Raw genomic sequence first — 21,482 nt, 5'->3', positions numbered from 1 at the left:
GGCCATCGGTCGAACAACTGATGTATCGCAGATTGTCGCTTCCTATGTTCGTCCCCGGATGATCCGTGAACGCAGTGAGACGCAGGTGGTGGGCATGGACGGGATCGATAGGCGGACTTTCTTGCGTGTGACGGCGACAGCGGGCGCGGTCGCCGTCGCGGGGGTGACCGTGGGGACTGGGGTGGCGGCCGCGGCCGTGCCCGGGTTCTACAATCCCTTTACGGGGTACCCGATGACCGAGACGTGGGAGGGGCACCTGGCCCGCGGCTCGCTCGGCGGGATCGACTATGGCATGCCCGTCGGCACCCGGCTGCCTGCGGCGGGCGGCGGTGTGGTCTACAACGACCCCGACAACGGCACCGGCGGCTACACGGCGGTCATCCACCACGACAACGGCTACAAAACCCAGTACCTGCACCTGTCCGGGTTCGTCGTGGCGAACGGCACCCGGGTCGCGATGGGCGCCATCGTCGGGTTGTCCGGCGGCTACCCGGGCGCGCCGGGCTCGGGCTCCTCGACCGGCCCGCACCTGCACTGGCACATGAACGACTCCTCCGGCACGCGCATCAACCCGTTGGCGTTCCTTGGCGGTGACGCGCCCGCGGGGGACACGCAGGTGTTCGAGACGGCGCACAACTCCGGCTGGCAGCCGCTTCCGGTGGCCTCGATCGTGGCGTCGAAGGTGAGCGCGGTCCTGCGCGCGGACGGCACGAAGATCATCTACTCGGTGCGTGACGGGTACGTGTACGAGGCGGCGAGTAACGCGGGTTGGCGCAACGTGCGCGTGCCCAACCTGGCCGGCGTGTCGGCGATTTCGGCGATCGCGGTCGGCAGCGGGGTCGTGCTCTACACGATCCGGTCGGGCGCGTTGTGGGAATGCGCGAGCGGTGACTGGGTTCCGTTCTGCGTTGGGTACAACGGAAGTCCGATCTACGCGGACGCGGTCAGCGCGGTGCTGCGGTCCGACGGCACACGGATCGTCTATACCGTGCGCGACGGCGCGGTGTTCGAGGCGGCAAGCAACGCGGGATGGCGGAACCTGCGGGTACCCAACCTGGACGGTGTGGCCGTCGTGTCGGCCATCTCCCGCAACGGGATCACGACGCTCTACACGATCCGCGCGGGCGCCTTGTGGGAGGCCTCCAGCGTCGACTGGCGGCTGTACGCCGTGGGGTACAACGGAAGTCCCATCTACGCGAATGCGGTCAGCGCGCTTCACCGGCCCGACGGCACGCGGATCGTCTACACGGTGCGCGACGGCGCGGTGTTCGAGGCGGCAAGCAACGCGGGATGGCGGAACCTTCGGGTGCCCAACCTAGGCGGAGTCGGTGCCGTCTCCGCCATCTACACCAGCGGCACGGAAATCCTCTACACCCGGTGACACCGAGACGAGTGGGAAACACCATGAATCGTTTGCCGAACGCGCTACTGCGGCGCGTTGGTCTGCTGGCCCTAGCAGGGCTCATCGTCGTATCCGGGATCGGCTTCCCCGGTGAGGCACGCGCCGCCGACAACCCCAGGACCGCGTGGGACTTCTTCGTCGGCAAGGGACTCACCGCGGAACAGACCGCAGGCGTTCTGGGCAACCTAGCGCAGGAGTCCAACATCAACCCGCTGGCGCAGGAGCCCGGCGGCCCTGGCCGCGGGATCGCGCAGTGGAGCACCGGCGGCCGCTGGGACACGACCGCGAACGCCAACGCGACCTGGTACGCGGCGGTGACCGGCCAGAACGTGTGGAGCCTGGACGCGCAGCTCGGCTTCATCTGGTGGGAGCTGACGAACATCTCGGGCTACGGGCTGGCGCAGTTGCGGGCGTCGAGCACGATTGCCGACGCGACCGTCGCGTTCCAGGACCTTTACGAGCGCTGCGGAACCTGTCACGAGTCAACGCGGATTAGCTACGCGACGAACTACTACAACCAGTACGCGGGCACGACCCCGCCCGCGTCGAACACGCAGGTGCACGAGACAGCGGACAACTCCGGCTGGCAGCCGCTTCCGGTGGCCTCGATCGTGGCGTCGAAGGTGAGCGCGGTCCTGCGCGCGGACGGCACGAAGATCATCTACTCGGTGCGTGACGGGTACGTGTACGAGGCGGCGAGCAACGCCGGGTGGCGGAACCTGCGGGTGCCGAACCTCGACAACGTCTCAGCCGTGTCGGCGATTGCCTTCAACGGCGGGACCATTCTCTACACGATCCGCGCGGGCGCGGTGTGGGAGTCGTCCAGCGTCGACTGGCGGCCGTACGCGGTGGGATACAACGGAAGCCCGATCTACGCGGACGCGGTTAGCGCGGTGCTGCGGGCCGACGGCACGCGGATCGTCTACACGATGCGGGACGGCTACGTGTACGAGGCGGGTAGCAACGCCGGCTGGCGAAACCTGCGAGTGCCCACGTTGAGTGGTGTGTCGGCGCTGTCGGCCATTCCCTATAACGGCGGCACGGTGCTGTACACGATCCGCGCCGGCGCGGTGTGGGAGGCCGGAAGCGGCAACTGGACGCCGTATGCCGTGGGGTACAACGGTAGCCCCATCTACGGGAGCGGTCTGTCCGCCATCTCGTTGGCGGACGGCACGAGAATCGTCTACACGGTCAACAACGGCCGCGTGCACGAGGCGGCGAGCAACGCGGGCTGGCGGAACCTGCAGGTGCCCAACCTGTCCGGGGTCAACTCCGTCTCCGCCGTCAACGCGGGAGGCACCAAGATCCTCTACAGCCGCTGACGCCGAACGGCACCTCAGTGACGGGGTGCCTCCGGCAAGCGGCCCGGCGTTCCGCGAGGGCGGCATCCCTGGACCAGCACGGAACCCCTGCCGGACAGGGTCCAGGCCGGATGTCATGCCGATGCCGGACCGGCCCGCGCGATAGGGCGCCGGTGCTCGCATCGATGGTGAGGACGTCGTGCCGTGACACACCGCTGCGGTCGGTGTACGGAAAAATGACGTCCATGCGCGCCGGTGAAGGCGGTCTGTGACGCCGGTGCGCACGAGCAGGTTGGGCTGTTCGGCGAGTAGACACAGTGCTGCGGCGCGGACCGGACGGGTGAGCGCCTGGCGTTCGTAGAGCATTCGCGAGGTTGCGTCCAGGAAAGTGGTGTGCGACTTGCCCGTGATGGGCGTGTTGCGTAGATGAGAGACGGCCATCGCGTCGGTCCTTCAAGACGACCAAGTCAGAGAAGGAGAAGAGGACGCGATGGCCGCATCTGAGAGTGTGAGCCCTGTTGACCTGCCCCTCGCTGGTCGCCGCCTTGTCGCAATGAGGGTCACCCGCGAGCGGGTGACGCAGGGATCGTGCCCGGACGCTCGCCGTTCTCGTCGAGGTAGGGGACTGCTGGTGTTGCGAGGGCCACGGCTACCACCGGCCGCCGGCGGCGGTAGGGCCAGCGCCGGCCCGATCGCCCGCCTCTGCCGCTGGTGCCGGCAGGCCGGCAAGCGCTGGCGGCTCGGCCAGTGCGCGGCCAGCACGTTCCGCCGTCGTCACAGGGAAGGCACCGGGTGGCCCCAGCACCGACGGGGTCGCGTCCGCGCGTGTGGTGTAAGAGACGGCCATCGCGGGATCCGGTCTGATGCTATGCGGCGATCGGGGCGGGGTCGGGCTGGTCGGTGTCGTGTTGGTCGGTGTCGACGGTGATCAGGCGGGCTTTGGTGAGGAGTTCCAGGCCCATGTAGCGGCGGCCTTCGGTCCACTCGTCGGTTTGTTCGGCCAGGACGGCGCCGACGAGTCGGATGATCGCTGGTCGGTTGGGGAAGATCCCGACGACGTCGGTGCGGCGGCGGATCTCCTTGTTCAGCCGTTCCTGCGGATTATTCGACCAGACCTGGCGCCAGATCTCGCGGGGGGAAGCCGGTGAAGGCGAGGAGGTCGTCGCGGGCGGCATCGAGGTGCTCGGCGGCGGCTGGGAACTTCGCCTCGATCGTGGCCACGACCCGCTGGAACTGGGCGCGGACGGCATCGGCGTCGGGCTGGTCGAAGATCGTGCGCACCAGGGTCGCGATCCACGGCTGCGCCGACTTCGGGACTTTGGTGAGCAGATTGCGCAGGTAGTGGGTGCGGCAGCGTTGCCAGGAGGCACCCGGCAGGGCGGCGCCGATCGCCTGCACTAGGCCGGCATGGGCGTCGGAGATGACCAGACGGACGCCGGACAGGCCGCGGGCGGTCAATGAGCGCAGGAACGCCAACCAGCCGGCGCCGTCCTCGTCGGAGGCGACGTCTAGTACTCCAACGTCACTTGATCTTTGGGCTGATGTGGTGAGCGAGTCTGCGCTGGTAGTGGGACCGGCGGGCTCGGGCTTGGGATGTTCGCCGCCAGATCGACCAGTGCAGGGTGTGCGCTGGGAGTAGCGGTATGGCGAGGACGAAGGTGTTGAGGAGTCGGCGGATCTCGGCGACGGTCAGCGCGATGGTCTCGGGCTCGGGGCAGGGCTGTTGCGCGGCGAGGATGGTCAGGACGGCCAGTGCGAGCATGGCGAGGGTGACGAACCGCTGCCAGCCGGTCCAGCCGCGGACCTGGTAGTGGTCCAGGCCGACCTGGCCTTTGCCGGTCTGGAACAGCTCCTCGATGCTCCAGCGGGAGCCGGCCGCCCTGACGAGGGTGTGTAGTGGCGCCGGGCGGGGTGACCAGCACAGGTAGTAGGCCAGCTCTGCGGTGGTGTGGTTGCGGCGGATGAGTAGCCACCGGTGCTCACCGGGTGTGGTGGCGGTGGTGATCCACGCCCATAGGTAGTCGCGGGGGCCTTTCGCTCCAGGCCCGCAGCTGTGCGGCTGCCAGCTGGTGGTGGGGATCCCGTCGGCGAGGTCGTCGACACGGATCAGGGTGCGGCCGTCGTTGACGTGCACGCGTCGGTCGCAGCCGACTGCCAGGACGTAGCCGATCCTGCGATGTTCCAGGTCGGCGCGTAGGCCGGGGTCAGCGCCGTAGACCTCGTCGCCGGTCACCCACCCGACCGGGACGTCGGCGTCCAGTGCGGCGGCGATCATCTGCCGGGCCAGGGCCGGTTTCGTGGCGAACCCGACTTCGTCGGGAACGCCGGCGGCGACGAGACGCTGCGGCTGTTGGCACCAGGTCGTCTGCGGTAGGTAGAGCCTGCGGTCGATCATCGCCCGCCCGTGCCCGGTGACGTAGGCCAGGAACACCCCGACCTGGGCGTTCTCCACCCGGCCGGCGGTGCCGGTGTACTGCCGCTGCACCCCGACCGAACACCCGCCCTTCTTCAGGAACCCGGTCTCGTCGACGACGAGCACCCCGTCGGGGTGGCCGAGCCGCTCGACCAGCCAGGCGCGTACGTCGTCGCGGACGGCGTCGGCGTCCCACACCGCCGTGCGCAGCAGCCGTTGCATCGCCTGCGGATCGGCGTGACCAGCCCGCTCCGCGAGGGACCAGCAGGTTTTGCGTTCCAGACCCGAGAGCAACCCTTCCACGAACTGCCCGGCGGTCGCACGCGGTTCCGCCCGGGCGAACCTGCCGGCGACACGCGCCACCGCCTCGTCCAGGATGACCCGCCACCGGTCGGGGTCTACGCTGTGGCACGCGGCCACCGCATGATCTTCGTTTGTCTTCACAAACCATCGATGATCAACGCGGTGGCCGTCCTCATGCGCACGCCACGCCCAACGCCGAACCAAAATGACGTTGGAGTACTAGGCCGTGTTTGGTAAGGGGTCGGCGTGAGGTTTCGGCGTGGCGGTGATCGATAAAGGTTGAGGTCTCCGGTAGATCGGTTAGCGACCAAGCAAACCGAAGACCGACCGGAGACCTCGTGCCCAGCGTAGCGGCGACGAGGCGGCACGATCTCACCGACGCGCAGTGGGCGGTGCTGGAGCCCGCTCTGCCTGCCAGCTCGGGCAAGGGACGACCGCCCAAGTGGACCAAACGGCAGATCATCGACGGGATCCGGTGGCGAGTGCGCACGGGAACCCCGTGGCGCGACGTGCCCGGAGCGTACCCACCCTGGCAGACCCTGTACGACTGGTTCCGGCGCTGGCAGCGCGACGGCACCTGGGCGAAGATCCTGGCCGAGTTGCAAACTGACGCCGACGCCGCCGGGAGAATCGACTGGACAGTGAGCGTCGACTCGACGGTCAGCCGAGCGCACCAGCACGCGGCCGGCGCCCGCCGCGACGGCCACCTGCAGAAGGAACCGCCGGGCGGGCTGCGGACCGAACCCGCCGATCATGGGCTGGGCCGGTCCCGGGGCGGGCTGACCACCAAGACGCATCTGGCGTGCGAGCAGGGCCGCAAACCCCTGGCAATGGTGATCACCGGCGGGCAGCGCGGTGACAGCCCGCAGTTCATCCCGGTCCTGCGCAAGATCCGCGTGAAGCGGGTCGGCGGTGGCCGGCCGCGGACTCGCCCGGACCAGGTCCTCGCTGACAAGGCGTACACCAGCAAAGGCAACCGTGGTCACCTCCGCGCTCGCGGGATCAAGGCGTGCATCCCGAGCAAAGCCGACCAGGACGCCCACCGTAAGGCCAAGGGATCCAAAGGCGGCCGACCGCCCGCGTTCGATCCGGTCGTCTACCGGCAGCGTCACGCCGTCGAGTGCGGCATCAACCAGCTCAAACAACACCGCGCCATGGCCACCAGGTACGACAAACTCGCCGTCCGTTACGAAGCCACCATCACCATCGCCGCGATCAACCAATGGCTATGACCCTTACCAAACACGGCCTAGGCCCAACACTTCGCGTTGGCCGTCGGCGTTGACACCGACCGCGATCAGGGCGTGGACGTTGACGGTGCGCCCTGCTTCGCGGACCTTCATCGTCAGCGCGTCCATCCACACGAACGTGTAGTGCCCTGAGTCGAGAGGCCGGTTGCGGAACGCCTCGACCTGCACGTCCAGGTGCGTGGCCATCTCCGACACCTGCGACTTCGACAGCTGCCGGATACCGAGTTGCTCGACCAGCTTCTCCACCCGACGCGTCGATACACCCAGCAGGTAACTCGTGGCCACCACCGAGACCAGGGCCTGTTCCGCCCGCCGGCGGTGCGTCAGCAGCCAGTCCGGGAAGTAGCTGCCCTGCCGCAGCTTCGGGATCGCCAGATCGATCGTGCCGGCGCGGGTGTCCCACTCTCTCGGCCGGTAGCCGTTGCGGGAGTTGACCCGCTCGTCGCTGCGCTGCCGATACGCGGCGCCGCAGATCGCGTCGGCCTCAGCGGACATCACCGCCTGCGCGAACGTTTTGATCATCGCCTGCAACACATCAGGCGACGCGCCCGCGATCTGCTCGCACAGCAACTCAACAGGGCTCACACTCTCAGATGCGGCCATCGCGCATCACTCTCCTTCGTTCGACTTAGCCGTCTCGAAGGATCGCGCGGTGGCCGTCTCTCATCTACGCAACACGCCCAACACGGGCAAGTCGTACACCACTCCCGTGGACGCAACCCGCGTGGCCCCTCCGGACCACCACCGGACATGCGCAGCATGGTTTCGATGCGAGTCACCCGGAAGCGGCGCCCGAGCACGGTCAGGTCGTCAACGGGATTGGCGTCTAGCTCGTCGGCGGCCTGCTGTAGGACGGCCGTCTGCTCGTCGGTGAGACTCAGCAGGTGCGGCTCGATGTAGCGCAGGCCGAAGGCGATCTCGTCACGCGCCAGCTGAGGTGTGGCCACCGCCGACTGTACGGCCGCCACGACCCGCCGACGCACTCAGCGGCAGCGTAACGGGCTGGGAGAACCACCCCGAAAGGGTAGGAGGTGACGGCGGCGACGCTGTCGGCGTACACATCGGCGGGCACCTGCGCGCGCGGATAGTGCGCCGTCATCAGCTCGACCCGCAACATCGCCTCATTAACTCCGGTCACCGCTTCTGGATCGGCAACGATCTCGTCGTCAAGGAAGCTGTCATGGTCCTCGGCGTCGCGGGGATCCCGGTCCGTAGGCCGAGGCGGTTCGGGGCCATCCACACCGAACCGCGCGAACGTGTCCACCCGCACGATCCGATGCTCCCGTCCGGCGACCGTCACCACGTCGCGCTTCTCCCGGTCCAACACCTCGACCACCACGGTCAACTCCGCAGCCAGCCCGACGTCCTTGGTCACGTCCAGCAGTTCCCGCAACTGATGCGCGAGGAAGTCCCGCGCCGCCTGCGGCGCATCCGACACCACCGCACACACCCGCCATCGTCCGCCCTCGGCCTGCACAGCGTGCCCGAACAACGCAGCACCGACCCGAAGCCGCGGATACAGCTCAGCCCGCCGCGCCGCGTCGCACTCCGTGACAGCACCAACCGGGTCGTCACGCCGCTGCACGCGCAAGACCACCGACGTTGACATCTCCTCGTCACCAATAGCAGCCATTGTGTGACCACTCCGGAACTCACCCCGGGCAGCGGAGGCAGCGTGTCCGCGGCCGGTGACCGGCGGGCAGGCGTCGACGCGGGCCCGGAAAGCGTGGCGACAAGCCGTATGCCGCCCGGGCCAGCCGCCGCACGCCGTCGACTAAGAATCGAGGCTTGGTGGTGCCGGTGTCGCTTCATGCCGTGAGCGCGGGCCGGAGTATCGGTCGCATCTCACCATCGGCTCAGCTGGCTTGTCTTGTCATGCACACAACTCTTAAGCTGCTGTCATTTACGCTGCCTTCATAGGTGGGATGGTCCGCGATGGCGTACGAGATTCCGACGCCGAAGTACCTGCGCGTGTTGAACACGCTGCGGAAGCGCATCGACGACGGCGACTACGCGCCCGGTGCGGCTCTGCCGTCGGAGAACCAGCTCTGTACGGAGTTCGGGGTGTCCCGCCCGACGGTGCTCAAGGCGCTGGGCATCCTCAAGCAGGACGGCTGGATCGAGTCGCAGCAGGGCAAGGGCAGCTTCGTACGCGGCCGGCCCGCCTCCGGCCGCACCTCGCCCGACTACGCCCGCGACGCGGTCGAGCTGGACGAGACCGGGGAAACGGAGATCCTGCACGTCGGCCCCGTGCTCGCCCCGCCACGCATCGCTGCGGAGCTGGAGATCCCGGAGGGCACGCCGGTCTACGAGCGGCGCCGCCGGACCGTCTCGGAGGCGGGGCCGGTGGACCTGGTGACCACGTTCGTGCCGGTGGACATCGCGGTCGGCACCGACATCACCAAGCCGGCCCCGATTCCCGGTGGCCTGCTCGACGTCATCGCCCGCCACAAGTGCCTACGAGCCGACTACGCCACCGAACGATTGACCGCACGGCGGGTGAGCGAAGTCGAGGCTGAGGCCCTGGAGGTGCCGGCCGACGAGTCGGTGCTGAGCGTCGTCATCACCGTCCACCAGGCATCCGGAAACCCGATCATGACGTCGGTCCTCGTGATGCCGGGCAGCCGCCACGAGATCAAAGACACCTACGCGCTGCCCTGACGTCCACGAGCCCTGCCGACAGCGGCAGGCCAACACACCAGGGGCTAACCGGCCGCGGGCCAGCACCGCCGGCCGTGACTCGATAGACCCCCACTCATCCGACCGCACTACAGATCTTGAATAGCCAGGTTCGTCCGATGTGGTCTGTGTGATGGCCTTGGGCTGGGGTAGATCGATGGGATGAGGTATCCCGATGGAGGTGGGTTGTCCGCGCGGGGGCGGGCGAAGCGTGAGGCGGTACGACACCAGGCTGCCGGGTGGTTCGCCCAGGATGTGTCGGTGCCGGAGGTCGCCCGCCGGCTGCGGGTGTCGCAGACGGCGGTGTACGGGTGGCGTAAGCGGTGGCGGGCCGGTGGTGAGCAGGCCCTGGCCTCGAAGGGGCCGGGTGGGTCTCGGTGCCGCCTGGATGAGGGCCGGCTGCGGCGGCTGGCCGATGCCCTGGAGGAGGGTCCGGCGGCGCACGGCTTCGGCACTGATCAGCGGTGGACCCTGGCGCGGGTGTCGGACCTGATCGCCCGGATGTTCCGTGTCCGGTACACGCTGCGTGGCACGGCGAACATCATGTACCGGCTGGGCTGGTCGGTGCAGGTCCCCGCGCATCGTGCGGTCGAGCGTGACGAAGCCGCGATCACCACCTGGCGGCGGGAGACGTGGCCGGCGGGAAAGCGGTAGCGGCGCAGCGGCAGGCATGGCTGGTCTTCGAGGACGAGGCTGGTCAGACGTTGCGCCCTCCGAAGGCACGCACCTGGGGACGACGCGGGCGTACCCCCGTGGTTCCGGTGTCGGGCAAGGGCTCCGGCCGCGTCTCGATCGCCGGGTTGACCTGTTACCGGCCCGGGCAGCGGTCCCGGTTGATCTACCGAACGATCGTGCACCGCGGTCGCAAGAACGAGCGCCGCAGCTTCAGCGAACGCGACTACATCGCCCTGCTGGATGCCGCTCACCAGCAGCTCGGCGGCCCGATCGTGTGCGTCTGGGACAACCTCCCGCTCGGCCCACTCGCCACCAGCCTCAACATCGCCGGCCCCGCCCGTGGAAGAGGCGCCCCCGACGCTGACCAACTGGGGTCGGTTGTTTGCCGGTGAAGCTGGGTGAGCAGACCGAGCCGGGCGAGGTGGCCTGCCAGGTATCGATTCCGGCGCTCACGGGAAACTCTCCACCCTCACCCCATGCGGGCCCCACATGTCTGTGCTCCCTGCGATGCTTCGTTCACGTTTCGTGTTCGCGGGTGGAGGAAGGGTGGTGGCGCGGCGGTGATGGGGCGGTCTCACGCGTTGTCCGGAGCGGTGGTGTGGCTGGCCGGTTGCGCGCTGGCTGCGGGGTTGGGGGCGCGGCCTGTGGTGGGCACGGTGGTGGTCGGTGCGGCGGTCACCGCCGGTGGGGCGTTGCTGCCGGACATCGACCATCCCGGGTCGGTCGTCGCCCGGTCGTTGGGTCCGGTGACCCGTCTGATCGCCCGGGGCACGGCGTCGGGGGCGGCAGCGCTGCGAGGGGCCTCCTGCGGCTGCTGCGCAGGCCGGGGCGGTCACCGGGCCGGTCCGGATCCGGGGCTGCCGGTGGGCGGCGCTGGGCATGTGGGCCCCGCTGCGCTTCCGCACCGGCTCGGCGGCCGAGCTGCTGCTGGTCGTGCCCGCTCTGATGCTGCTGGGCGTGGTCAGCGCGTGGACCCTGATCACTCCGTAGCTGACCAGCAGCCCCGCCGCTGATCTTCGGTGGGGGACGTTGTCGGCACCGTGTGATATCCAGTCGTGTCGTTCAGTAGCGATCCGATCACGGAGGCGTCATGCCGTTCGTCAGTCCCCACAAGCGAGGCGGGAAGCCGGTACGCGGCTACTACCGCCTGAACTCGATCTGAAACTTCTGGTTCGGCTTGATCCTGATGCTGTTCTTCTTCGCCTACGTCAGCAAGCACCAGTAGCAGCTTCGGGTAGCGCCAAGTCAGTACAGCGCCGGTGGGCGTGGCCAGTCGCTGGGCGCGGGCGTAGAGCTCCTCACGGGCGACCGGGGGCGGAGACCATCCGTCGGCCCAGGTGGTGAGGAACCGTTCGGCGGCCTGCTTGCGGGCGGCTGCCGACCCGGCCCGCTGGTATGCCGGGTCGGTAAGCAGGTCCGCGGCGAGCTGATCGTAGTGGCCGTCGATGTCGGCGTACCGCTGGCGGGCCGCCTCGTCGGCGCGGTCGCAAGCCAGCCGCACGGCCGTGTGCGTGACCCGCTCGTCGAGGTCGGCGGGCAGGTGCTGCTGCGCGAACCGGAACCGGCCGCCGCCCGGTTTCTCGGCACGGAACTGCGACATCGCGAGCAGGACCCGCACGACGGGCTCGGCCAGTTCCTCGCGCTCACTCTCGCTCAGCCAGCGCGGCCCGTCGTCGTCAACGTCCTCGCCACCGGCGCCACCACGGTTGGCGGCGAGCACCGTCCTGCAGCCGCGTACGCCGTCTCCGTGGCCACCCCACCCGGACTCCCGGGCACCGGGCGTCAGTCCGCGCGCAGACAGGGTGCTCGCGCGCGCGTTTTGTGGTCCGCACGTGCGCACCGGGGCCGTGGGCACCCGGTGATTCCCCAGAGTCATCGGCGGGGGACGGAGTTTCGTACAGGGCCCCGAGGCGCTAACCCCCGCCGCTCAGCCGCCCCCACCCGGCAGCACGGGCGCCTAGTGCTCGTTGACGTCGGGCGCGTCGCCGGGGACGTCGGTGGGGCCGCTGAGGGTTTCGGCCACCTCCCTGGGGATGCCGGGGTTGGCACGTCTTATGGGTTGGCGGGTGTGCGGTTCGCGCGCACGTTTGCGAGGTGTCCGGACACCGCCCCGCCGCTGAGCCGATCCCGGTGGTGGGGGGCCTCCCCCTGGCCGGTCACCGCGTGACCGTAAGGGTCGCCCAGACCTGGCTGACGCCGATCGGGTCGATGGCGCGCAGGTTCACCGGCACGTCGAGCACGACCAGGTGCGCGCGCTCCTGGCTGCCCCGGCCCGGAGCGACCAGGCCGCGTACCGCGTGCTCGGTCCCGTCGTCGCCGGCACCGGCTTCCGGCACTCCCAGCAGTCTCGCGGCAGCCTCGGCCGGGAAGGGTCCGCCCTGCCACTCGATTTCCCATGTCCGTCCACCGTTGCCAGGCCACCAGTCGAGGTGGGTGGCGCCGTTGAGCGCGCCGGTCTCGCGCAGGGCGGACATGACTCGTCCCAGCACCTCGTAGTACCGCGTCGGGTTGTCCAGCAGGTGGTGCACCTGATCCGTCATGGCCTGTTCAACGAACCGGTCGGGGGTCAGGTCCGCCTAATGCCGTGGGCCGCGTGGAGATCATCCGGAATCGGGCAGATCCGGCCTCTGACCAGGGCGGGAGTCCTCAGCGATTCACGACGTTTGACACCCGCTTTCGGGCTCAGTTGTGCCGGTTCTGTGCCCGATGATCATGGGCGGACATCGAAGGCTATTCACCCTCTGGCTTGACGAACGTCCCTCGTTGCGGCACCACGAACAGCGTGCCCTGGTCCACCAGCACAGCGATCGCACGGCGGACGGTCGCCCGAGCAAGGCCGTACTCCCCGACGAGCTGCGCCTCGGACGGGATGGCCCTGTTTGGCTGCCAGTCGCCGCGACGAATTCGGGCTACAAGGATGCCGGCCAGTTGACGGTAGGGCGGCAGCGGTGCGCCGTGGTCGATGCGGGCGTCCGGGTCGGCCTCCATACGTCTGACGGTAGAAGTCGCGACACGAGCGTCCTCGACCTTCTACGTAGCTAGACGTAGGTATACCAGCGTTGGTACGGTGCCGCCATCCCGCTGTGCTGGTCGTGGAGACCCGAACTCGCCTCGGCACGGCGGTACCCCCTGCCCCGGCCGGTCTCCTTCGAACCGGCCGGGGCAGGGCCACCGGAGGGAGGAAGGTCATGTCTCCTGACGCACGGGCCGCGGCCCACCTCCGGCCCCCGGCGCCGGATGAAGAGCTGCTGGTCAGCCGAGAGGCGTCGGTGCAGTTCGCGAGACAGCCGGCCTTCATCTTCCGAGTGATCTCGGTGTGCCCGAAGCCCAACTACCCGGGCTGGGTGTGGGTGACCGGCTACCAACTCGACGGCTAGGGCCACGCCATTGCTAAGCGAGAGATCTACGTACGACTGGCGGGCCTCAAGCGTGTCCGTCGCTCTGATGGGTACCCGGGGTCGGACTCGGCTCTCGTGTCACGGCCCGGCACCCGGCGGACACCGCCACAGCAGCGCCCTTGACCTGACCGGGACCGGCCACAAAGTCGGCTCCTGGACGACGGTCCCGACCACGGCGGCCCCCACCCCCTTCCCAGGTGCAGGGTTTGACTTGACCTGGACTTCGGTGGGAGCTGGCACAGGGGGTCGCCTGCTCGGCACTGCGGGCGCCGCCCCCATGCTTGGGGCTTGCCGGCTCTCCACTGCGCGTCATTCTCGGAGCCAGACTCCGGCGGCGTCCGTTCTGGTAGTAGGTAGGACAGCCCGGGTTCGTTATGTAGATGCCGGTTGATGGACGAACTGTCCCGCGTCGGCGGTAGCGGCTGGCCCGTCACGCATGACCCGGATGCTGTCCCGCGCCTTCCGCCGGATGGGCTTGCCGGCCGCGTCAATCGACTACGCGGCGTTCAACTTCAGCTGATCCCGGTCGCGGGCATCCGTGCGATAGCGTGTGGCCCCATGGGATTCGTGGACCAGGTTTTGGCCGTCGTGGTCGCCGCGTCCAGCCTGGCCGTCGCCGCCGTGCTGCTCGCCAGGAGCCGTGGCGGCACGGCGGTGCCCCGGATCTTCGGCCGTCCGCAGCCCTTGCCGCGCCTGCGGGCCGCGATGCACGCCTGCCTGGGGCTGGGGCTGGGCGTGGGCTGGCTCGTCAAGGACGTCTTCCCGCCTCACTCCACGGGCGACACGGTGGTGTTCAACGTGATCCGGATTCTGCTGGTGGCTGGCCTCGTCACCGCCCTGCTGGGCGCCTTCCGGTACCCGCGGCCCATCCGCAACAAGACCGCCCGCTAGGGCGGGGCGATCGCTGCTGCACCGCTACCGGCCTGCCAGCGGGCAGCGAGGCTCTGACCGAAGTGCCATTAGCTAGCGCCGGGGTACCCCGATGGGCTTGTCCGATCGGCCGCCCTCGCGGTAGCTGTCGCGGTCGGCGTTCGGGAGCTGCGCGCACTCCGGTATCTCGGGTGCCCCGCCTCCGGCGGCTGCGGCTGTCACCCGCTCCTCTTGGTACGCCGTGCGCCGGGGCGTGACCGGCCGCCGGCCGCACGCGCGCCCCGGCGCGGGCACGGCGGCGGGCCGCAGGCCCGCCCTTGACCAAGTAAAGAAAGTCTGAACACACTACGCTGTAGCCATCGAACCCAGCGCCGAGCAGGTGGCGACGTCTGAACCCAGACGACAGGCGCCGCTGGTCCTGGCCCACCTGCGCAACGGCGGCACGCGATCCCGCCTCGCCGCCGGGTTCGCGATCGGTGCCACCACAAGACCTTGCAACTGTCGCTCCCGGCCGGACCTGTTGCCTTGTCAACGTGCGGCGGGTCTGCACGCGTCTTCTGACTGTGGCCAACGCGCAAACCTGAGGCGGTCTTGGTTGCTGGGAGTAAGGGGACCGGCGCCAACCCCAGGCGCAAATCTTTAGTCGTGTCGAGAGAGAGGACGCACTTATGGCATCTGGCAAGGTAGCTAGCTTTCGACTGGACATTGGGGGTGTCGATGTACGACGAGATTGAGGCACTCATTCGTGAGGGCCTGCGTGACCGCGCGAACGTCGGGCGGCAGCCTAATTCAAAGCGGATTCTATACTCGGCAATGAATCGCGGTGTGCAACTTCGGCAGAGTCGGCGCATTCTCAGTGCCTGCGCTTTCGCTCTTGCTGGTGTCGCCCTATTGATCACACTTGTGTGGAATAACCGATAGCCCATCACCAACAATTTTATGTGCGGGCTCCAACCTATGGAGCCCGCACATAAGTGCGACAAGTGTTGTTCTCTACTTACAGTAGCGCCGCAGGGACCTGCCGGGCGTCATATCTTCTCGATGCCGCCGCCGCCGACCTGCTCACTGCTGGTGCAGGTCGCCGTCGACGGAGAACTGCCGGCGGCTTTCCAGAGGCCGTAGCGAGTGACGTAACTCGTACCTGCAGCGTTGTAGCACCGTGCGAATGCGCGGAACGAGCCGGTGCCCGAAGAGCAGTAGGCCGTCCATCCGTTCCCGGAGGCACCGTCCGAGCAACCGCTTGGGACGGCGTAGGCTGCTGATGCAGGCAAGATTGCTCCTGCGGCAAGCAGTCCGGAGGTGACCATCAGTCGCAGGGTTAGCCTTGCTTTGCTCACTTCAGCCTCCAGTTTTCGGACGCGCCGTCCGAGAGGTATGCGGACCCTTGACGGCGTGGCTCATCGGACTACAGCAACCCGCTCCTATTGAAGCAACGGATTGACGACCGCAACCATACATTGATCCCAGTCATCCCGCAAGGGATCGACATCTCCGATTGCGGACGGGCCGCGAGGCGACGTGTCGTCTACCGGACTGCTTCAAGGTGGTGAGTCGACGAGGCTACTGCCGGAGAAGGCGAACGCTCTCAGGCTGATTGTCAAGTTTTTGGGACGGCGCCCGGAAGACTCGCCCGTTCCGAGATGCGGTGGTGGTGCTGATCGCGAACCCTGCGGCGAGGCGGGATCGCGTGCCGCCGTTTGTGCAGGTGGGCCAGGACCAGCGGCGCCTGCCGTCTGGGTTCAGACGTCGCCACCTGCATCGGCGCTGGACACAACGTTGTGGGACTATCGGTCGGGACATCGGATTTTGGTCGACTGCTGTCTTACCGGGAGCCTCGCCCTACGTCGATCACCGCTCGCTATGCGGCCCGTGACCAGCACCGTCACGATGGGAAAGGCTCACTGAAGCACGAGGGGCCAATGCGTTACGGCCGATCACGCATAACCGCTCTATGGCATTTGCCGCTTCACTGACTGACACAGCCTCGGTATCGATTCGCATGTCTGCGGCCGGTAGGCGAAGCGTTTGCTTGACAGCCGCAAGGCGTTGGTCTTCGTCCCCGGTGCCCCGCGACCGGATGCGCCTGGCGAGTGTGGCAGGCCGGGCGTATAGCTCGACTACAGTCCAGTTCGCCTCGGTGCCGTCGGCTATAGATTCAATCGTCTCGATCTGGCCAAGGTGCACGACTGGCACCCGGCCTGACTCCCATAGCTGCTCAAGTCCGAAGCAATCAACGAAGTATGTTGCGCCGTATCCAAGGTCGACTAGGCGGAACGACAGGTGACCTTCCGGGAGTACGGCGAGCGGTGGCGGCTTTCGCGTCAGATCGGACAGGCCCTCGACTACCAGCGCCATACGGAGTCCCGCCTTCGGCACCACCTCTACCCGCACATCGGCAAGCGGCAGGTACGAGCGATCACGGTCACCGACGTACTGGAGTGGGTGGCGCTCCTGCTCCGCAACAACGTCGCGCAGTCCTCGGTGAAGACCTACTTCGACCTGTTCAACGCCGTCATGAACGCGGCTGTCGCAGACAAGGTCATCTCCGACAACCCATGCAAGGCGGTGCGCCTCTCCGCGATCCTGCGGGGTTTCTCCCGGGCTCCGAAGTGGGTTCCGACCGATGACGACATGCTCGCCCTGGTCGCCGCCGTCCCCGACCGCTATCAGGCGGCCATCTGGTGCGGCGCCGGTGAAGGTCTGCGCCTGGGTGAGGTCCTGGGCCTGGAGGACGGGACACGGTGCGTCGACCGGCCTCGCCAGGAGTTGCACGTGGTTCAGCAACTCCGCTTCCACAAGGGCCAGTACGGCGGGTTCTACCTCGCTCCTCCGAAGGCTGGCTCCGTGGGTGACGTCGACCTCGATGATCACGTGGCGCTGGTGCTCGCGGAACACGTCCGCAAGTACCCGCCCGCGTTGGTCGAACTGCCCGACATCACCACGGGGACCCCGGACCCGGGGAAGCAGGCGAAACGCCGGGCGGTCCCGCTGCTGTTCACCGACGAACAGGGCAAGCCGCTTCATGACCAACGGTGGTCGGAGCTGTGGCGTGGCTGGCGCAAGGTGGCGGGATGGCCCGACGAAGGCACCTTTCACTCCCTGCGGCACTACTTCGCGACTCGCCTGATCACCTCGGGTGCCGACCCGACCGACGTACAGAACGCGCTACGGCACTCCAGCTTGCGCATCACGCTGGAGACGTACGTGCACTGGTGGCCGAAGAAGACCCGCCGCCGGAACATCGTCAGCACGGCGCTTCGGGAGGCTGCGGGCACCCGCTCCGGGGCGACGCTTCCGCGCTGAGTTGTGCCGGATCTGTGCCCGATGATCAATGGCCAGCGTTTCCGCTGGCCATTGGTGTTACTGGTGGAGCTGAGGGGATTTGAACCCCTGACCCCTGGCCGGTTGATCCTGGCGGTGGACCGTACGGATCACCGGCTGATCCCTACGGTCGATCCTGCGTTCCCCTCGCCGACCGGGGAGATTTCTTGGACCGCCCGTACTCCATGTCGAGGTCGGGCGCGTCAAGGCCGAGGATCTCCTCGGCGCGGGCGCAGGTCTCGTAGAGCATCCGCCACAGCACCCGCTCGCGCAGCGGGTTGCGGTCGTCGGTGAACAGCCGCTCCAGGCGGGCGCGGGGGATGGCCTTGTCTCGGGTCCGGGTGACCTTGCGGCGTTCCAGGCGCCGGCCGGGGTCGGTGGTCAGCCAGTCCTGGCGGTGGCAGCGCCGCGCCGAACTGGGGCAGTCCTGCTCGCGCCTCGCGGCCGGCGACGACCAGAAGTGACCGGAGGTAGCCCAGCCGGGCGGGGGGCTTCCCGCCGACCCTCGACCGGTAGCCGCTCTGGGTGCCGGCCCAGGGGCTGCCTCGTCAACCTCGAATGATCAAGGTTCAGAGGTTGTTTACTTGTCCCTCCGACAGGCCGACTGACGATTACCTTCGGTAGCTACAAGTGTGGCTTGGATTCCTCCACATGAGCCTCTCGTCAGGGCAGACAAGATCGTCTCTTCTTTGGGAGACGGATAGGGAGAGCCTTCGCCGGCTTCCGCTGTCGCGTCACGAGTAGCGTAAAAGCCGGTCTACATGAGACGCTCAGGCCGGCAGGAAATGCCGCCTCATCCCAAATGTTCGGAGCGCCTACTCTGGCGTGGTCAGGAGGATCAATTGGCACTACGTAACGCCCCGACTGAACCTGAAGACCCCCACTCGCGGAGGAAGGAGCAGGACGCGCTGGCGACCCTCAGCTTGGCGTCTGCGCTGGTGGAGCTGGCTAACAACCTCAGCAACCAGTCCCCCACCCTGGCGGGGATGGGGGCCCTGGCCGCGGCCACGGTCTTGATCGTGCTCTGTCGAAGGCGCAACGATCGATGATCCTGACCTAACTTCTACCTAGGTTCATCGGTAGAGGGTCGCTCGTTGAGCGACCCTCTACTTTTATAGCACGATCCGGGGCTGAGATTCATCCTGAAATTCCGGGCGTTAAGTATCGGAGACAGGGTTCCAAGTTTCTATTTTGAGCACGATCGCGGTTCGGCGGAACCGGTAATTATTCCGCGTTGGCCTTGACGCATCGCCAAGGAAAGTGACGACAAAAGAAGTGGGCTGGACCCCTATCGGCCCCTCCGGTCTCGGCCCCTCCGGTCTCGGCCCCTCCGCTCTCCGCTCTCCGCTCTCCGCTCTCCGCTCTCCGGCCCCACCGATCGACCACCGACCGTGGCCACCGGAGGCGTCACCGTCACCGACCGACCATGGCCACCGGAGGCGTCACCGTCACCGACCGACCATGGCCACCGGAGGCGTCACCGTCACCGACCGACCATGGCCACCGGAGGCGTCACCGTCACCGACCGACCATGGCCACCGGAGGCGTCACCGTCACCGACCGACCATGGCCACCGGAGGCGTCACCGTCACCGACCGACCATGGCCACCGGAGGCGTCACCGTCACCGACCGACCGTGGCCACCGGAGGCGTCACCCATCGCGGTAGCCGATACCGAGCGTGATGCCAGTGGGATTACGTCAACTCCGGAACCGGAAGGGCATCAACCCGGAAGGAGAACCGGAACCGGAACCGGAACCGGAAGAGCATCACCAGGAAGGAAGACACAACCTGGTCCACCACCTCGACCGGCTCACGGCTCACCGCTCACGGACCAACAACCTGGTCCACCACCTCGACCGGCTCACGGCTCACCGCTCACGGACCAACAACCTGGTCCACCACCTCGACCGGCTCACGGCTCACCGCTCACGGACCAACAACCTGGTCCACCACCTCGACCGGCTCACGGCTCACCGCTCACGGACCAACAACCTGGTCCACCACCTCGACCGGCTCACGGCTCACCGCTCACGGACCAACAACCTGGTCCACCACCTCGACCGGCTCACGGCTCACCGCTCACGGACCAACAACCTGGTCCACCACCTCGACTGGCTCGTGTTCCTTCCTGGTCGCTTCCTGGTGATGCTCTTCCGGTTCCGGTTCCGGTTCCGGTTCCGGTTCTCCTTCCGGGTTGATGCCCTTTCCGGGGGTCTGTACAAATAGCGGCTGATCGACCGATCAAGGGAGAGACGCCAGATGACGACTGAGACCACCATCGAGCAGCCGGCCGTGGAGCCGGTGGGTGCGGTCACGGATGAGCAGTTGATCGCATTGCTGGTCGATCGGGCTCGCGGTGACGGGCTGAAGCTGACCGGTGAGGGCGGGCTGCTGCAGCAGCTGACGAAGCGGGTCCTGGAGTCGGCGTTGGACGGGGAGATCACCGACCATGTCGGCTACGACAAGCACGACCCGGCTGGCCGGGGCAGCGGGAACACCCGCAACGGCAGCCGAACCAAGACCGTGCTCACCGACGTCGGCCCGGTCGAGGTCCGGGTTCCGCGCGACGCGGCGGGCACGTTCGAACCACAGATCGTGCGTAAGCGGCAACGCCGCCTGTCCGGGGTCGACGACATGGTGCTGTCGCTGTCGGCCAAGGGTTTGACGCACGGCGAGATCGCCGCGCACCTGGCCGAGGTGTACGGCGCCGAGGTGTCGAAGCAGACGATCTCCACCATCACGGACAAGGTCATGGACGGCATGGCCGAGTGGCAGAACCGGCCCCTCGACCGGGTCTATCCGGTGGTGTTCATCGACGCCATCAACGTCAAGATCCGCGATGGTCAGGTCGCGAACCGGCCGATCTACGTCGTCATGGCGGTCACGGTCGACGGGCACCGTGACATCCTCGGGATCTGGGCCGGTGACGGTGGTGAAGGCGCGAAGCACTGGCTGCACGTGCTCACCGAGCTGAAGAACCGCGGCGTCGCCGACGTGTTGATGCTCGTCTGCGACGGGCTCAAGGGCCTGCCGGACGCCGTCGCGACGGTGTGGCCCCGCACGATCGTGCAAACGTGTGTCGTTCACCTGCTGCGCAACTCGTTCCGCTACGCGGCCCGCCAGGACTGGGACAAGATCGCCAAGGCGCTCAAGCCGGTCTACACCGCGGCGACCGAGGACGCCGCGACCGAACGGTTCCTCGAGTTCGCCGAGACCTGGGGACGCAAGTATCCGGCGATCGTCCGGCTCTGGGAGAACGCATGGGCTGAATTCGTGCCGTTCCTCGCCTTTGACGTGGAGATCCGCAAGGTCATCTGCTCCACCAACGCGATCGAGTCGGTCAACGCCCGCATCCGCAAGGCCGTCCGCGCCCGTGGGCACTTCCCGAACGAACAGGCCGCGCTCAAGTGCGTGTACATGGCCTTGATGAGCCTCGACCCCACCGGTGCCGGCCGCCGGCGGTGGACCATGCGCTGGAAGGCGCCGCTGAACGCCTTCCAGATCGCCTTCGAAGGCCGGCTCACCCCGGCCAACGACTGACCAACTCAACAACCAAGATCAGCCGTTAACTTGACAGACCCCCTTCCGGTTCCGGAGTTGACGTAATCCCACTGGCATCACGCTCGGTATCGGCTACCGCGATGGGTGACGCCTCCGGTGGCCACGGTCGGTCGGTGACGGTGACGCCTCCGGTGGCCATGGTCGGTCGGTGACGGTGACGCCTCCGGTGGCCATGGTCGGTCGGTGACGGTGACGCCTCCGGTGGCCATGGTCGGTCGGTGACGGTGACGCCTCCGGTGGCCATGGTCGGTCGGTGACGGTGACGCCTCCGGTGGCCACGGTCGGTGGTCGATCGGTGGGGCCGGA

The 21,482-nt window shown here is 67.7% G+C and carries 14 protein-coding genes and 6 pseudogenes; 13 read left to right on the top strand and 7 right to left on the bottom strand.

Annotated elements, in window-relative coordinates; all coding sequences use genetic code 11:
- Window positions 1-58: 58 nt before the first annotated feature.
- Both OOK41_RS13600 and OOK41_RS13595 read left to right on the top strand, forming a co-directional pair.
- Window positions 59-1,381 (top strand): M23 family metallopeptidase, encoded by a 1,323-nt coding sequence (locus tag OOK41_RS13600; protein ID WP_266265037.1) that lies wholly within the window; start codon window positions 59-61, stop codon window positions 1,379-1,381.
- A gap of 23 nt (window positions 1,382-1,404) precedes the next feature.
- Window positions 1,405-2,724 (top strand): phage tail tip lysozyme, encoded by a 1,320-nt coding sequence (locus OOK41_RS13595; RefSeq protein ID WP_266265035.1) that lies wholly within the window; start codon window positions 1,405-1,407, stop codon window positions 2,722-2,724.
- An 845-nt stretch (window positions 2,725-3,569) separates the two neighbouring features.
- Here OOK41_RS13595 and OOK41_RS13590 read toward each other — a convergent pair.
- Window positions 3,570-4,293: pseudogene (locus OOK41_RS13590) on the bottom strand (IS256 family transposase); the annotation flags it as partial.
- Window positions 4,226-5,479, bottom strand: a complete 1,254-nt coding sequence (locus OOK41_RS13585; RefSeq protein ID WP_266267818.1) for an IS701 family transposase — start codon at window positions 5,477-5,479, stop codon at window positions 4,226-4,228. The pseudogene OOK41_RS13590 and the gene OOK41_RS13585, both read right to left, overlap by 68 nt.
- Before the next feature lie 278 nt (window positions 5,480-5,757).
- Between OOK41_RS13585 and OOK41_RS13580 the strand changes: the two genes are divergently transcribed.
- Window positions 5,758-6,651: an IS5 family transposase gene (locus OOK41_RS13580; RefSeq protein WP_117673546.1), complete on the top strand. Its 894-nt coding sequence runs from the start codon at window positions 5,758-5,760 to the stop codon at window positions 6,649-6,651.
- Window positions 6,652-6,669: 18 nt separating this feature from the next.
- Here the strand turns inward: OOK41_RS13580 and OOK41_RS13575 are convergent.
- Together OOK41_RS13575 and OOK41_RS13570 are read right to left on the bottom strand one after the other, a co-directional pair.
- A pseudogene (locus OOK41_RS13575) lies at window positions 6,670-7,272 on the bottom strand (transposase); the annotation flags it as partial.
- Window positions 7,251-8,278, bottom strand: a pseudogene (locus OOK41_RS13570) (DUF5954 family protein). The pseudogenes OOK41_RS13570 and OOK41_RS13575, both read right to left, overlap by 22 nt.
- A 326-nt stretch (window positions 8,279-8,604) precedes the next feature.
- On the opposite strand from OOK41_RS13570, the gene OOK41_RS13565 reads away from it, so the two are divergent.
- The 4 genes and pseudogenes from OOK41_RS13565 (at window position 8,605) to OOK41_RS31885 (ending at window position 11,013) form a co-directional block, all read left to right on the top strand.
- Window positions 8,605-9,330, top strand: coding sequence for a GntR family transcriptional regulator (locus OOK41_RS13565; RefSeq protein ID WP_266265033.1), 726 nt, complete (start codon window positions 8,605-8,607; stop codon window positions 9,328-9,330).
- A 180-nt stretch (window positions 9,331-9,510) separates the two neighbouring features.
- Complete coding sequence (locus tag OOK41_RS13560; RefSeq protein ID WP_266265030.1) at window positions 9,511-10,002, top strand: winged helix-turn-helix domain-containing protein; 492 nt, start codon at window positions 9,511-9,513, stop codon at window positions 10,000-10,002.
- Window positions 9,981-10,415 (top strand): hypothetical protein, encoded by a 435-nt coding sequence (locus OOK41_RS13555; RefSeq protein ID WP_266265029.1) that lies wholly within the window; start codon window positions 9,981-9,983, stop codon window positions 10,413-10,415. Before OOK41_RS13560 ends, OOK41_RS13555 begins: the two co-directional genes overlap by 22 nt.
- A 97-nt stretch (window positions 10,416-10,512) precedes the next feature.
- A pseudogene (locus OOK41_RS31885) lies at window positions 10,513-11,013 on the top strand (metal-dependent hydrolase).
- On the opposite strand, the gene OOK41_RS13545 reads toward OOK41_RS31885, so the two are convergent.
- From OOK41_RS13545 to OOK41_RS13535, 3 genes are all read right to left on the bottom strand, one after another.
- Window positions 11,003-11,743, bottom strand: coding sequence for a hypothetical protein (locus tag OOK41_RS13545; protein WP_266265027.1), 741 nt, complete (start codon window positions 11,741-11,743; stop codon window positions 11,003-11,005). The pseudogene OOK41_RS31885 and the gene OOK41_RS13545 sit on opposite strands and share 11 nt — an antisense overlap.
- A gap of 436 nt (window positions 11,744-12,179) precedes the next feature.
- Complete coding sequence (locus tag OOK41_RS13540; RefSeq protein ID WP_266265024.1) at window positions 12,180-12,563, bottom strand: hypothetical protein; 384 nt, start codon at window positions 12,561-12,563, stop codon at window positions 12,180-12,182.
- Between the two features lie 190 nt (window positions 12,564-12,753).
- Window positions 12,754-13,011, bottom strand: coding sequence for a GntR family transcriptional regulator (locus OOK41_RS13535; protein ID WP_266265022.1), 258 nt, complete (start codon window positions 13,009-13,011; stop codon window positions 12,754-12,756).
- A 200-nt stretch (window positions 13,012-13,211) separates the two neighbouring features.
- Here OOK41_RS13535 and OOK41_RS13530 point away from each other — a divergent pair.
- The 6 genes and pseudogenes from OOK41_RS13530 to OOK41_RS13505 all read left to right on the top strand — a co-directional run.
- Window positions 13,212-13,469, top strand: a pseudogene (locus OOK41_RS13530) (hypothetical protein); the annotation flags it as partial.
- Window positions 13,470-13,979: 510 nt separating this feature from the next.
- Entirely contained in the window at window positions 13,980-14,312 is a 333-nt protein-coding gene (locus OOK41_RS13525; protein ID WP_266265021.1) for a hypothetical protein, read from the top strand.
- 353 nt (window positions 14,313-14,665) lie between these two features.
- Window positions 14,666-14,769: pseudogene (locus tag OOK41_RS13520) on the top strand (IS5/IS1182 family transposase); the annotation flags it as partial.
- A 1,802-nt stretch (window positions 14,770-16,571) separates the two neighbouring features.
- A complete protein-coding gene (locus OOK41_RS13515; protein ID WP_266265020.1) occupies window positions 16,572-17,594 on the top strand; it encodes a tyrosine-type recombinase/integrase in 1,023 nt (340 codons plus the stop codon).
- Window positions 17,595-19,301: 1,707 nt separating this feature from the next.
- On the top strand, window positions 19,302-19,841 hold the full coding sequence (locus OOK41_RS13510) for a hypothetical protein (RefSeq protein WP_266265019.1): 540 nt from the start codon (window positions 19,302-19,304) through the stop codon (window positions 19,839-19,841).
- A gap of 33 nt (window positions 19,842-19,874) precedes the next feature.
- Window positions 19,875-21,155, top strand: coding sequence for an IS256 family transposase (locus tag OOK41_RS13505; protein WP_266265017.1), 1,281 nt, complete (start codon window positions 19,875-19,877; stop codon window positions 21,153-21,155).
- Window positions 21,156-21,482 lie beyond the last annotated feature (327 nt).

This window comes from Micromonospora sp. NBC_01655 (assembly GCF_026339755.1).
Taxonomy (GTDB): domain Bacteria; phylum Actinomycetota; class Actinomycetes; order Mycobacteriales; family Micromonosporaceae; genus Micromonospora.
This window is presented reverse-complemented; position numbering and strand designations above follow the sequence as displayed.